Below are 13,011 nucleotides of genomic sequence, written 5' to 3' on the forward strand. Positions count from 1 at the left end.
CTTGAGTCAAAAAGTGCGGCAGGGTAGTGCAGGCAGGCTAGGGGTTTATTGATCTGGGTCTACCCTTACAACAAAGATGGCACTCGCAGCGCCGGCAGCGGACTAAGCAGCAGGGCGCAGATGCGCGCTCTGCATTTTTGACTGGACTGGACATGAATCAAACCACTCTGCAATTCAAAACCCTGCTGTTGTTACTGGGCCTGGTAACCATCGCCTTTATCTGGATATTGCTGCCGTTCTACGGTGCGGTGTTCTGGGCGGTGATCCTGGGCATTATCTTTGCGCCGCTACAGCGTCGCCTGCAGCAGCGCTTTGGCTGGAACCGCAACCTCACCTCCCTGGCGACCTTGAGCACTTGCCTGGTCATTGCGATCCTGCCGGTGATCATCACCAGTGCCTTGCTGGTACAGGAAGGCGCGACGCTCTACAAGAACGTCGAAAGCGGCAAGCTGGACGTGGCCGGTTATATCGAGCAGTTCAAGAACGTGTTGCCGCCGTACTTCCAGCACCTGCTCGACCGCTTCGGCATGGGCAACCTGGAAGGCCTGCGCGAGAAGATCGTAAAGAGCGCGATGCAGGGCAGTCAGTTCTTTGCCACCCAGGCATTCAGCTTTGGCCAGGGCACGTTTGATTTCCTGGTGAGCTTTTTCATCATGCTGTACTTGCTGTATTTCCTGTTGCGCGACGGCCCGGAGCTGGTGCGCAAGGTGCGCCTGGCGGTGCCGTTGGCCGAGCCGCAGAAGCGTCGGTTGCAGCTCAAGTTCAACCGGGTGGTGCGCGCCACGGTCAAGGGCAATGTGCTGGTGGCCGTGACCCAGGGTGCGCTCGGCGGGTTGATCTTCTGGTTTCTGGACATCCCGAGTGCGTTGCTTTGGGCGGTACTGATGGCGTTCCTGTCGCTGTTGCCGGCGGTCGGAGCGGGGATTGTGTGGGCGCCGGTGGCCGTCTACTTCCTGCTCAGCGGTTCGATCTGGCAGGGCGTGGTGCTGGCGCTGTTTGGCGTGTTCGTGATCGGCTTGGTGGACAACGTGCTGCGGCCAATCCTGGTGGGCAAGGACACCAAGATGCCGGACTACCTGATCCTGATCTCGACCCTGGGCGGCCTGTCGGTGTTTGGCCTGAACGGTTTCGTGATCGGGCCGTTGGTGGCCGCGTTGTTCATGTCCAGCTGGGCGTTGTTTGTGGAAAGCAAGCCGCGAGTCAAACTGCCATTGCCTTGAACCTCAGGCGTGGAGCCTGAAGTTCGCAGCGTGTTGCAGCTGTTTTTCGGCGGCGGACAAGGATGTGAGCGGGCCGCTGATGGCTTCGCCATCACTTACCAGGTACCAGCAGGCGAGCAACCCCAGCGCGCGCAGAGGGGCGGGGACGGCGCTGCCGACGACGGACATGATCTGAACAGTGGGCATAAGGACCTCCAAACGTTATGGAGGTCACCTTACGGGCTGAGACGGCGTAGGAAAAATCACCTGTCTCGATAGTCGACATCGACGCGAAGTGTCAGTCCACCACTTGATCGAGCATGTTCACCACTTCCTGTTCGCTCAGCAAGCCCTTGCGCACCAGGTTTTCCGCCAGCAGGGCGAGGAATTTGGCGCTGCGGTGGCCTTCCAGGTGCTTGAGTTCGGTGAGGGCGCTGTAGACTTTGCTGGACGTACAGAGGCCAGCGGTGCGGTGCGGGTTTTGTGTGGGCATGGTCAGTCGTCCTTATTGTTATTGGGGACAGGCTCAATAGTGGGAGTGTGTCGTGACACAAACATGACAGCGTAAGGCCCGGTCGGGCAAGTAGACATTGCCGTCGATGATGTGGGATTGCGCGTGCGGCACTGTCCTCAGAGCGACCTTGGCACGATAAATCCAGACTTTCCTGGCAAAAAAAAGGCCCCGCACCCTGCGAGGCCTGTTTCATTGATTACCGATTACCAGCCGCGGCCGTAGTAGCCATGGGGCGGGCCGTAATAGCCACGCGGTGGGCCATAGTAGCCGCGCGGTGCGCCGTAATACACGGGCGCCGGGCGGTAATAAACCTGTTGTTGCACATACACCGGTGGCGGCGGCGCGTAATAGACCGGCGGCGGCGCGGCATACACAGGCTGCGGTTGCACATACACCGGCTGCTGCACATAGACCTCACGTGGCTGGCTGGCAACCACGGAGCCCACCACGGCGGCGCCGACCAAGGCACCCAATACGGCCGGGCCACCCCAACCACCACCGTGGGCGGAGGCTTGGCCTGCCATCGCGAGTGCGCCAACCAGCAAGGCGATCCTGGGGATTGTACGAATCATGGTCATTCCTCGGTTAGCCCCTGCGCTTGTGGTCTGCAATCAATCGACTCAAGTAATGTCGCGGGGGATACTTTTAAGACAACGTATTTCTAAAAAACAGCACAGCCGACAGGTAAAGGTTGTGTAAGGTCTGTATCGATTTGCTTACTCAAAGGAGTTACCCATGCAGATGCACCCCAATAAGGACACCCAGCTGTGCATGTCACTGTCAGCGCGCCCCGGGAATTTCGGCCTGCGTTTTCATAACCACCTGTACGAACAGCTGGGTCTGAACTTCTACTATAAAGCCTTCAGCAGCCAGGATTTACCCGGCGCGATCGGTGGCATCCGCGCGCTTGGCATCCGGGGTTGCGGGGTTTCCATGCCGTTCAAGGAGGCCGCCATTGCCTTAGTGGACGAACTCGACGATTCGGTTCAAGCCATCGACTCGCTGAACACCATCGTCAATACCGACGGGCATCTCAAGGCCTACAACACCGACTACATTGCCATCGAACAGTTGCTGAAAAAGCACGCCGTGCCAAAGGACTCGACCTTCGCCCTGCGCGGCAGCGGCGGCATGGCCAAGGCCGTGGCCAGCGCCTTGCGCGATGGCGGCTATGCCAATGGCGTCATCGTGGCGCGCAACGCAAGCGCGGGCCAGGCGCTGGCGCGGAACCTGGGGTATGAGTGGCAGGCAGAATTGGCTGGCTTGCGCCCGCAGATGCTGATCAACGTGACGCCCATCGGCATGACCGGCGGGCCTGAAGCGCAAGCGTTGGCCTTTGACGCCGACGCTGTGGATGCTGCCGATACCGTCTTCGATGTGGTGGCGATCCCCGCCGAAACACCGTTGATCCTGCGCGGTCGTGCCGAGGGCAAACAGGTGATCACCGGGTTGGAAGTGATCGCGATCCAGGCGTTGGAGCAGTTTGTGCTCTATACCGGCATGCGCCCCACGCCTGAACAGTTCGAGAAAGCCGTGGCATTTGCCCGCGCTTGAATACGTGTGCCCGATGGGGTGAAAACTCATCCCATCGCATCCCCCATCCAATACCCAAGTAGCATAGGTGCCCCCTCTCACCCTTCGTACACTCATGCCTTAGAGGGCATAGGTACTACACATCTTTGTAGTGAGCGGGCTTGTCGAATCGTCGCACCGCCCGCGCTGGGTCGCGAAGCGGCCCCAAACCAGACGACCTGGTTTTATTTGAAACTCGCGGTGTCTTTAATTGGGGGCCGCTTCGCAGCCCAGCGCGGGGCAAGCCCGCTCACTACAAGGGGGAATCACCGATGCATAACAGTGAAGGCGTGGTCAGCGCCATGTCCCAGGCCGACGACCCTGGGCAGGCCGCCGAAGAGCTGGCGCGGCAACTGCTGCATCCCTACCTGGGTTTTGTGCTGTTTTTCTGTTCCGCCTCCTATGATTTGCAGGCCTTGGGCCAGGCGCTGCAACAGTGCTTCGCCAGCGTGCGGGTGGTTGGCTGCACCAGCGCCGGGGAGATCACTCCCCAAGGCTATGGCCGCAACTGCATCACGGCGGTGGGCTTCCACCACGCGCACTTTTCCATCGCCACTGAGTTGATCGACCAAGTGGAATACTTCAGCCTGATCAACGCCCAGGACATGGTCGAACGCCTTGTGGGCGGCTGTCGCAGCAACACGCTCGCGCCGATCAAGGGCAATACCTTCGCCCTGACCCTGCTCGATGGCCTGTCCAGTCGCGAAGAAATGGTGCTCGCCGCCCTCAGCGCGGCGCTTGGGGACATCCCTCATTTTGGCGGCTCGGCAGGCGACGACAATTTCCTCACCCATACCCACGTCTACTTCAACGGCGTGTTCCACAGCGGCGCGGCGGTGGTGGTACTGGTCAATACCTGGCTGGATTTCGAGGTGTTCACCACCCATCACATCCTGCCGCGCAGCGAAAAACTGGTGGTCACCGGCGCCGACAGCCCGTCGCGCCGGGTCTTCGAACTCAACGCCGAGCCTGCCGCCGAAGAATACGCGCGGCATATCGGCGTGGCGGTGGCCGACCTCGACCACCGCACCTTCGCCGCGCACCCGCTGGCGGTGCGCATCCACGATCAGTACTACGTTCGTGCCATCCAGCAAGTGCATGCAGACTTGAGCTTGAGTTTCTACTGCGCGGTAGAAAACGGCATTGTGCTCACGGTGATGAAACCCGGGCCGATCCTGCCGAACCTGCAAACCTTGTTCGACGGCTTGCAATCGCGCCTCGGCGACCTGTTGCTGACCATCGGCTGCGACTGCTTCCTGCGCCGCCTGGAACTGGAGGACAACGGCAGCCTGGAACAGATCGGCGGTTTCCTGCGGGACCAGCGGGTGATGGGCTTCAACACCTATGGAGAACAGTTCAATGGCATGCACATCAACCAGACCTTCACTGGCGTCGCCATTGCCCGCGGCCGACGCTGAACTGCTCGCCCAGGTGGCCCGGCTGCAACAGGACAACCACAAGCTGGCGCGGATCAACGCCGCGCTGATCGAGCGCATCGAATCCGGCATGACCCAGGGCAACAACCCTTACACCACCTTCCAGCATTCGGTGGTGCTGGCCGAGCAAGTGCGCGAGCGCACCGACGCGCTGAACCAGGCGATGGCCGAACTCAAGGCCAGCAACCACCTGCTGATCAACGCCCGGCTGCGCGCCGAAACCCTGCGCGGCGAGCAAGCCGCGGCGCAGAAGGCCCAGGAAAGCGAACGCTGGATCCGCCTGATCACCGACAACGTGCCGGCGCTGATCGGCTATCTGAATGCCGACCTGGTCTACGAATTCACCAATAAAGTCTATGAACAATGGTACTGCTGGCCGCGCGGCATGATGCTCGGGCAAAGCCTTCGCCAGGTGCACAGTGAGCAGCATTGCCGGCGCCTGGACGCCTACGTCGCCCGCGCTTTGGCGGGGGAGAGCGTGACCTTCGAGTTTGCCGAAACCAACATCAACAACCAGGAACGCTACATGCTGCGCTCCTATGTGCCGAATATGCTGGCCACCGGCGAAGTGGTGGGGATTTTCGTGCTGATCCGCGACATCACCGAACGCCGCCGTACCGCCGAGGCCTTGCACCAGGCCTATCAGCATCTGGAACAACGCGTGGCCCAGCGCACCTCGGAGCTGACGTCGCTCAATGACCAGTTGCTCAAGGAAATCGACGAGCGCCGACGCATGGAAACCCGCCTGCGCGAAGCCACGCGGGAAGCCGAGCAGGCCAACTTGTCGAAAACCAAATTCCTCGCCGCCGTCAGCCACGACCTGCTGCAACCGCTCAACGCGGCGCGCCTGTTTACCAGCGCATTGCTTGAGCGCCCCAGCGAAACCCTGGTGCGCAACGTGAGCAATTCCCTGGAAGACGTGGAAAACCTGCTGGGCACCCTGGTGGATATTTCCAAGCTGGACGCCGGGGTGATCAAGGCCGACATCGCGCCGTTTGCCTTGAGCGAACTGCTGGACAACCTTGCCGTGGAGTACACCCAACTGGCCCGCGCCGAGGGGTTGGCGCTGCACTTCGTCGGCTGTTCGGCGCTGGTGCGCAGCGATATCCAGCTGCTGGCGCGAATCCTGCGCAACCTGTTGAGCAATGCGCTTCGCTACACCTACAAGGGCCGCGTGGTGCTGGGCTGCAGGCGTCAGCACCAGCGCGTGTTGATCCAGGTGTGGGACAGCGGCATGGGCATTGCGCAAGAGCGGCTTGAGGAGATTTTCCAGGAATTCAAGCGCGGTGACGTGCAGCGTCCCGACCAGGATCGCGGGCTGGGCCTGGGCCTGGCCATCGTGGAAAAGATCGCCGGGATCCTGGGGCATCGCATCAGCGTCAAATCCTGGCCGGGCAAGGGCTCGATGTTCTCGGTGGAGGTGCCGTTGAGCGCCACCGCGCCCAAACCGTTGCCGACGCCGTGCATGAGCGAACCGATGCTCGAACGCCTGCAGGGCGCGCGCGTATGGGTGCTGGATAACGACGCGGCGATCTGCGCGGGCATGCGTACCCTGCTCGAAGGCTGGGGCTGTCGGGTGGTCACGGCGCTGTCGGAACAGGACCTGGCGCGGCAGGTGGACAACTACCACGCCGAGGCGGACTTGCTGATTGCCGACTACCACCTCGATAACGACCAGAACGGCGTGGACGCCGTGGCCCGCATCAACGCCCGCCGGGGCAGCGCGATACCGGCACTGATGATCACCGCCAACTACAGCAACGAGTTGAAGCAGCAGATTCGCGAGTTGGGGCATACCTTGATGCACAAGCCCGTGCGGCCGATGAAACTGAAGATGGCGATGAGTCACTTACTGGGCCAAACCGGTCCTCTCTTGTAGTGAGCGGGCTTGCCCCGCGCTGGGCTGCGCAGCAGCCCCAAAACCTGACACAACGTCCTACCTGAAAATTGCGGTGCTCTTATTGTATTGGGGCTGCTGCGCAGCCCAGCGCGGGACAAGCCCGCTCACTACAAAGATTTATCATCGGGCTGGCGGCTCAGCGGCGCAGATACGAGCCGAAATCGATATCGCCTGCACTCAAAATCGCCTGCACCCGGTTGTGCACATTCAACTTGCGCAAAATCGCCGACACATGCGCCTTCACCGTCGTCTCGGCAATCTCCAGGGTGTAGGCAATCTGCTTGTTCGACTCGCCCTTGGTCATGCGCTCCAATACCAGCAGCTGCTTGCGTGTCAGTGCTTGCAACAGCTCCGGGGCAAAACTGGGGTTGTCGTTCAGGCGCCGGTGGCCGCTGCTTTTCTGGGTGCGGATGATGTCCGGTGGCAGGTAGACGTTGCCGTTGAGTATCTGCCGGATCGCCTCGGTCATTTGCAGGCGCGGCGACGACTTGGTAATAAAGCCCACCGCGCCATAGGTGATGGCTTGCAGCACGATCTGCTTGTCCTGTTCGGCCGAGACAATCACCACCGGGATGGTGGGCGACTCGTTGCGCAGGTTGATCAGGCCGTTGAGGCCGTGCATGCCGGGCATGTTCAGGTCCAGCAGGATCAGGTCGAGATCGTCGTGCGCCTGGGTCAGGGCAAGGGCGCTGTCCAGGTCGGCGGTTTCCATCACGTCGCTGCCGGGGAAGCCGTCGCTGATGACGTTATGGATTGCTTCGCGAAACAGCGGGTGATCGTCGGCGATCAAAATTTTGTACATGGCCGTTCACCTTCTTGTTGTGGTTTTTTTATTCAAAGGGCTCGGGTGCCGCAGCCGTCACTGGCAGTTTTGCCGCTTCCCATGCGTCCAGGCCATCGCGATACCAATACACAGAGGTATAGCCCAGGCTGGCGGCTCGTTTTACCGCGTTCCAACTCAGCCAGCAATCGGAGCGGCAGTAGAACACCAGCGGGCGCGCCAGGTCGCCGTCGGTGAACTTGTACAGGTGGCGCACGAAATAACCTTGCCACTCGGGCGTGAGGTCGCCGTCGCCGGTATTGGCCAGCCAGTGGCTGCCGGGAAGGTTGGCGTGGGGCTGGTCCTCGATGAAACGGCCTTGCAGCCATTGGCGGCGGTACACGTCGATCAGCACCGGTGCCGGCGCCTGGGTGAGCAGGGCTTGCAGGGCAGGGGTGTCGACAATCGTGACCCCTGGCAAGTGATCGGGCGTAGGGCTGCGGTACAGGCTGATGCGGTAGCCTTCGGCGGAAAACAGCGCAGGGTCGGCCTGTACGTGCGTGATGAACAGGCACAACAGTGCCGCGAGTGGCAGTCGAGCGGGCAGCATGGCGGGTCCGGGCATTATCGTTATGCGCCCATTACACGCCAGTCCCACTGCCTTGGGAATGCGACGATAGACAGCAAAACCAGTACCAAAGTAGTAGGTCGCGGCGCGGCGTGGGGTTCTAGCATGAGGCAAAGCCGCTGCCATTGGAGGCATTATGAATATCCTGCTGGTCGATGATCACGCCGTGGTCCGCCTGGGCTACGCCGGCCTTTTGCGCAGCGGGCTGCCGGCTGTGGTCGTGCGCGAAGCGGCCAGCGGCGAAGAAGCCCTGGCGCGGGTGCACGAAGCGGTGCCTAACCTGGTGATCATCGGTTTCGGCCTGCCGGGCATCAGCGGCCTGGAAACCACCCGCCGCTTGCGCCAGCGCTTGCCGCAATTGCGCGTGTTGTTTTTCAGTCAGCATGCCGAGCTGCCGCTGGTGCGCCAGGCCCTGGACGCCGGCGCGTCGGGCTACCTGACCAAAAGCGCCTCGCCCGAGGTAATGCTGGACGCGGTTGCGCGTATCCTCGACGGGCACACTTATATCGAACAGGATTTGGCGACGCAGTTGGCTTATCACCCGACGGATCGTCGTTTGCAAGGCATGACGCAGCGTGAGCTGGAGATTTTCCTGATGCTCGCCAGGGGGACTCCGGCCCGTTCGATTGCGGCTCAGTTGAGTATTAGTAGCAAGACTGTGTCTAATTACTTGACGTTGCTCAAGAGCAAATTGCGGGTGAGTTCCCATGCTGAGTTGGTGCATCTGGGGATTGATATGGGGGTGGTTAGGATTGCGGGGTGAGCGGGGGCAGAGGTCTTCTGTGGGAGCTTGCTTGCCTGTGGAATGAGTACATATCCATTATTTATGTAACGGCTACTTATGGTTCCGCTCTTACAGCGGCTCACTTTTGGAAGGACCGGAATGCCGGCCCAGCCAAAAGTAAGCAAAAGGTCCTCGCCCCAACACTCGGTGCCTCGCTTAGGCTCGGCATGCCCTCACTCCGGCTTTGGAGCGTGGGCCGCCGCGATGGGCCATCCTTGGCCCAGCGCGGCTAACCCGGCGTCCTGCCGGGTTACCCACGCTCCAAAGCCTGCGTTCGGCCAGCGTGTTTGACGGGCGATCCCAGATCAAAAGCCAAAGCGCGGCGGCCTTAGAGCCGACCGGTATTTGCTGTCGGTCCCGGTTCAAAATGTGGGAGCTGGCTTGCCTGCGATCGCATCAACTCGGTGTACCTGATGTACCGGGGTGTCTGCATCGCAGGCAAGCCCACAGAAAAGCAGATCGGTGGAGTACCATCTAACATGCTCTTGATCTGCTCTTGATCTGCTCTTGATCTGCTCTTGATCTGCTCTTGATCTGCTCTTGATCTGCTCTTGATCTGGCTTTTGATCTGGCTTTTGATCTGGCTTTTGATCTTGATCTCAGGCGCCCCGTCAACCACGCTGGCCGAACGCAGGCTTGAATCCGTGGGTAACCCGGCAGGACGCCGGGTTAGCCGTCCTGGGCCAAGGATGGCCCATGACGGCGGCCCACGGATTCAAGCCTGCGTTCGGGCACACCGAGCCTAGGCGAGGTGCCGAGTGGTGGGGCAAGAGCGTTTTGCTTACTTTTGCGCTCTTCAAAAGTGAGCCGCCGTAAGGGCGGAACCAATAGCCGCCGTTACCCAAATAACGGATATGTACTCGCAACCCCCCAAGAAAACGGTCGGCCCGAAGGCCGCTCTAACGATCCCACCCCCCAGGACACCCCTCACACCCCTCCATATTCGCATCCTGAAAATTCGCATAATGCTGCCGGCTCCCCGTAAGCCTGGCCTTCTCCAAATTACTCTCCCCAAACTTGGCCTCTTGCAAATTGGCATCACTCAGATCCGCCCCTTGCAAGTCGGCTTTGCTCAACCAGGTCATCTCCAGATCCGCCGCACGCAGGTCGGCCTTGTGCAGCTTCGCGCCCGACAACCGCGCAAACTGCAGGTAGGCCGCGCTGAGGTTGGCGTTTTCAAATTGCGCGCCCTGGGCAAACATTCCCCAGCCTTGCACGGCGGTCAGCGTGGCGCCGGTCAAGTCCGCCAGGCGCAGGTTGCTTTGTTGCAGGCTGGCGCGGGTCAGGTTGGCGCCTTGCAACCGGGCTTTTTCCAGGTTGGCCAGGTCGAGGTTGGCGTGGCGCAGGTTGGCCTCGCGCAGGTCGGCCCCGGCCAGGTTCATTTTGCTCAGGTTCTGGTTGCTCAGGTTCGCGCCCTTGAGGTCGGCGCCGGGGCATTGGCTGTGTTCGGCGATGGTGCAGCCGCTGATGACCAGCGGGGCGTCGTCGCCGTCGTCGGCATGGGCCAGGGGCAGGCTTAGCAGGAGCAGTAAAGGCAAGAGTTTCATGGCAAGGCCTCTAAAGAAGAACAGCAAGGAGAGCGTGTCCGCTCTCCCTGCCCAGGGTTATTTCTGCGCGGTTTTCTGATCCCAGCTCGGGATCTTGAACACCCAGAACGACCCACCCTGTGCCACCGGCTTGGTCAGTTCGGCCATGTCGCCGCCCCACAGCGGCACCGCGCCGCCATAGCCGACGGTCACGCCCACGTACTGCTCGCCATCCTGTTCCCAGGTGATCGGCGGCGAGACGATGCCGCTGCCGGTCTGGAACTTCCATAGCTCCTTGCCGGTTTTCGCATCGAAGGCCTTGAAGAAGCCGTCGCCGGTGCCGGTGAAGACCAGGTTGCCCTTGGTTGCCAGCACGCCGGCCCACAGCGGCAACGCTTCCTTGTGCTCCCACACCACCTTGCCGGTAGTCGGATTCATCGCGCGCAGGGTGCCGACGTGGTCGTCGTACATGCGTTTGATACGAAAGCCCATGCCCAGGTAGGCCGAGCCTTTCTTGTAGTTGACCTCTTCGGTCCAGTATTCCTCTTTCCATTGGTTGCCCGGGATGTAGAACAGGCCGGTGTCCTGGCTGTAAGCCATGGGGTTCCAGTTCTTGCCACCGAGGAACGGCGGCGAGACTTCCACCGGTTTGCCCTTGGTTTCACCGGGCAATGGCTTGGCCGGACGCTGGCCTTCGTTTTCCACCGGGCGGCCGGTCTTGAGGTCGATGTGGCTGGCCCAGGTGATGTTGTCGACGAACGGGAAGGCGTTCTGCAGCTTGCCGTTGTTGCGGTCCACCACGTAGAAGAAGCCGTTGCGGTCGGCGTGGCCGGTGGCCTTGATGACCTTGCCGTCCTTGTCCTTGTAGTCGAACAGCACCAGTTCGTTGTTGCCGGAGAAGTCCCAGGCGTCGTTCGGGGTGTGTTGGTAGAACCACTTCACTTCGCCGGTGCTGGGGTCGACGCCGACCTGGCCCGAGGTGTAGAGGCTGTCGAAGTCATGGGGGTTGCCGTCCTTGGCGGTGCGCGCCCAGGTGTTCCACGGGCCGGGGTTGCCGGCGCCGACGATGATGGTGTTGGTCTCGGCATCGAAGCTCGCGCTCTGCCAAGGTGCGCCGCCGCCATGGCTCCAGGCCTCGACCTTGCCGGTTTCGGTGGTCGGGTCATCGGGCCACGACGGCGCCTTCACGTCGCCGGTCGGCGTGCTGTCCTTGCCGTTCAGGCGGCCCATGTGGCCCTCCACGAACGGGCGCATCCACACTTCTTCACCGGTGTCCGGGTCACGCGCGTACAGCTGGCCGACCACGCCGAACTCATCGCCGGAGCTGCCGTGGATCAGCAGCACCTTGCCGCTGACCTTGTCTTTGATCAGCACCGGGGCGCCGGTCATGGTGTAGCCGGCGGCGTGGTCGCCGAATTTCTTGTTCCACACCACTTTGCCGGTGTTCTTGTCGAGGGCGATCAGGCGCGCATCAAGGGTGCCGAAGTAGATCTTGTCGCCGAAGATCGCCGCGCCACGGTTGACCACGTCGCAGCACGGGCGAATGTTGTCGGGCAGGCGGTGGTTGTAGGTCCACAGGCGCTTGCCGGTCTTCGCGTCGAGCGCGAACACGCGGGAATAGGAGCCGGTGACGTACACCACGCCGTCGTTGACGATGGCCTGGGATTCCTGGCCACGCTGCTTCTCGTCGCCGAACGAGTAGGACCAGGCCGGGGTGAGCTTGAACACGTTCTTGTCGTTGACCTGGGCCAAGGGGCTCCAGCGCTGGGCATTGGTGCCCATGCCATATTGCAGCACATCCTTGGTGGTCAGGTGATCGTTGGCGATGTCTTCCCAGGTCACGTTGTGGGTCGGCTTGGCAGCGGGGTCAGCGGCGGCATGGCTCGCGGCACTGAGGGACAGGCTGCCTACCAGCAGAAAAGCCTGCACGGCAAGGCTTAAAGGTGAGCGGGCGGGTAGCGATCTTATTGTCATGGTTGCAGTTCCCAGTGGAGGTTTTGGCCTGTACAGGTTGCTGCGTGGAGGAGGTGGCGAATACGGAAAAAGTCCCGGTGTTGCCGGGACAATTTCCCGAACCGCCTCTGATTTAGCAGTGCCCCACAAGGCCTGCTACCAACGGATGAGAACCCGGCCACCAAAGCAGCATACGGGTGCCGTCGAGCGCTTCCTAAGATGGTTGCCATGGCCTCTGCCAAGAGGTCTTGCGTGCAATCCTGAGGGAAAAATAATGACAACAAAACGCAACGCCTTGCTGACTGCCTGCCTGCTTGCCGGTGCGATCGGTGCCGGTTCCGCCTGGGCCCACGGCAACGTGACCCCAACCGCCGTGGAAACCAAAGGCCTCACGCCGATCAAGGACGCCGGCGTGCCGCTGGACGCCGACGGCTGGGCCGCCACCAACCCTTATCGCACCACCTCCGAACGTGACAAGGCAGTGGAGGTCGGCGCCTCGGCGTACAACCAGAACTGCGCGGCGTGCCATGGCCTGGAAGCCAAGTCCGGCGGAATCGCGCCCGACCTGCGCATGCTCGATGCCGGCGACGCAGGGGATGAGTGGTTCGTCGAGCGGGTCCGCCACGGCGCCGTGCGCGATGGCCGGGTGTATATGCCGAAGATGGCCGACTACCTGAGCCAGGAAGCCCTGTGGGCGGTGCGCACCTACCTCGACAGCGTGCACGTCGAGGAGTAAGCC

At 61.5% G+C, this 13,011-nt stretch carries 13 protein-coding genes; 6 read left to right on the forward strand and 7 right to left on the reverse strand.

Going from position 1 to position 13,011, the window contains the following annotated elements:
• The first annotated feature begins 152 nt into the window (after positions 1 to 152).
• Positions 153 to 1,220, forward strand: a complete 1,068-nt coding sequence (locus ACLH0H_RS22380) for an AI-2E family transporter (protein ID WP_411379661.1) — start codon at positions 153 to 155, stop codon at positions 1,218 to 1,220.
• Positions 1,221 to 1,223: 3 nt separating this feature from the next.
• Here ACLH0H_RS22380 and ACLH0H_RS22385 read toward each other — a convergent pair whose 3' ends face one another.
• From ACLH0H_RS22385 to ACLH0H_RS22395, 3 genes are all read right to left on the reverse strand, one after another.
• On the reverse strand, positions 1,224 to 1,406 hold the full coding sequence (locus ACLH0H_RS22385; protein ID WP_307401736.1) for a hypothetical protein: 183 nt from the start codon (positions 1,404 to 1,406) through the stop codon (positions 1,224 to 1,226).
• A gap of 91 nt (positions 1,407 to 1,497) precedes the next feature.
• Positions 1,498 to 1,692: a hypothetical protein gene (locus tag ACLH0H_RS22390; protein WP_010211349.1), complete on the reverse strand. Its 195-nt coding sequence runs from the start codon at positions 1,690 to 1,692 to the stop codon at positions 1,498 to 1,500.
• Positions 1,693 to 1,916: 224 nt separating this feature from the next.
• Positions 1,917 to 2,291 (reverse strand): hypothetical protein, encoded by a 375-nt coding sequence (locus ACLH0H_RS22395; protein ID WP_411379662.1) that lies wholly within the window; start codon positions 2,289 to 2,291, stop codon positions 1,917 to 1,919.
• A gap of 157 nt (positions 2,292 to 2,448) precedes the next feature.
• Between ACLH0H_RS22395 and ACLH0H_RS22400 the strand changes: the two genes are divergently transcribed.
• The 3 genes from ACLH0H_RS22400 to ACLH0H_RS22410 all read left to right on the forward strand — a co-directional run bounded on the left by ACLH0H_RS22400 (position 2,449) and on the right by ACLH0H_RS22410 (position 6,600).
• On the forward strand, positions 2,449 to 3,267 hold the full coding sequence (locus ACLH0H_RS22400) for a shikimate 5-dehydrogenase (RefSeq protein WP_411379663.1): 819 nt from the start codon (positions 2,449 to 2,451) through the stop codon (positions 3,265 to 3,267).
• A gap of 290 nt (positions 3,268 to 3,557) precedes the next feature.
• Positions 3,558 to 4,703: a nitric oxide-sensing protein NosP gene (gene nosP, locus ACLH0H_RS22405; RefSeq protein ID WP_411379664.1), complete on the forward strand. Its 1,146-nt coding sequence runs from the start codon at positions 3,558 to 3,560 to the stop codon at positions 4,701 to 4,703.
• Positions 4,645 to 6,600 carry a NahK/ErcS family hybrid sensor histidine kinase/response regulator gene (locus ACLH0H_RS22410; protein ID WP_411379665.1) on the forward strand — a complete coding sequence of 652 codons (1,956 nt, stop codon included), beginning with the start codon at positions 4,645 to 4,647 and terminating at the stop codon, positions 6,598 to 6,600. The genes nosP and ACLH0H_RS22410 overlap by 59 nt, the downstream gene beginning before the upstream one ends.
• Before the next feature lie 157 nt (positions 6,601 to 6,757).
• Here ACLH0H_RS22410 and ACLH0H_RS22415 read toward each other — a convergent pair whose 3' ends face one another.
• Together ACLH0H_RS22415 and ACLH0H_RS22420 are read right to left on the reverse strand one after the other, a co-directional pair.
• The gene (locus tag ACLH0H_RS22415; protein ID WP_076954675.1) at positions 6,758 to 7,423 is read right to left on the reverse strand and encodes a response regulator transcription factor; all 666 of its coding nucleotides are present in this window, start codon (positions 7,421 to 7,423) and stop codon (positions 6,758 to 6,760) included.
• 28 nt (positions 7,424 to 7,451) lie between these two features.
• The gene (locus tag ACLH0H_RS22420; protein WP_411379666.1) at positions 7,452 to 7,991 is read right to left on the reverse strand and encodes a PQQ-dependent catabolism-associated CXXCW motif protein; all 540 of its coding nucleotides are present in this window, start codon (positions 7,989 to 7,991) and stop codon (positions 7,452 to 7,454) included.
• A gap of 154 nt (positions 7,992 to 8,145) precedes the next feature.
• Between ACLH0H_RS22420 and ACLH0H_RS22425 the strand changes: the two genes are divergently transcribed.
• Entirely contained in the window at positions 8,146 to 8,772 is a 627-nt protein-coding gene (locus ACLH0H_RS22425) for a response regulator (protein WP_411379667.1), read from the forward strand.
• Between the two features lie 920 nt (positions 8,773 to 9,692).
• Here ACLH0H_RS22425 and ACLH0H_RS22430 read toward each other — a convergent pair.
• Together ACLH0H_RS22430 and exaA are read right to left on the reverse strand one after the other, a co-directional pair.
• Positions 9,693 to 10,340: a pentapeptide repeat-containing protein gene (locus ACLH0H_RS22430; protein WP_411379668.1), complete on the reverse strand. Its 648-nt coding sequence runs from the start codon at positions 10,338 to 10,340 to the stop codon at positions 9,693 to 9,695.
• 57 nt (positions 10,341 to 10,397) lie between these two features.
• Positions 10,398 to 12,293 (reverse strand): quinoprotein ethanol dehydrogenase, encoded by a 1,896-nt coding sequence (exaA, locus tag ACLH0H_RS22435; RefSeq protein ID WP_411379669.1) that lies wholly within the window; start codon positions 12,291 to 12,293, stop codon positions 10,398 to 10,400.
• Between the two features lie 253 nt (positions 12,294 to 12,546).
• On the opposite strand from exaA, the gene pedF reads away from it, so the two are divergent.
• Positions 12,547 to 13,008 carry a cytochrome c-550 PedF gene (gene pedF, locus ACLH0H_RS22440; RefSeq protein ID WP_186694700.1) on the forward strand — a complete coding sequence of 154 codons (462 nt, stop codon included), beginning with the start codon at positions 12,547 to 12,549 and terminating at the stop codon, positions 13,006 to 13,008.
• Positions 13,009 to 13,011: the final 3 nt, after the last annotated feature.

The sequence above is a fragment of the Pseudomonas sp. MPB26 genome (genome assembly GCF_046605355.1).
Classification (GTDB): Bacteria; Pseudomonadota; Gammaproteobacteria; order Pseudomonadales; family Pseudomonadaceae; genus Aquipseudomonas; species Aquipseudomonas cedrina.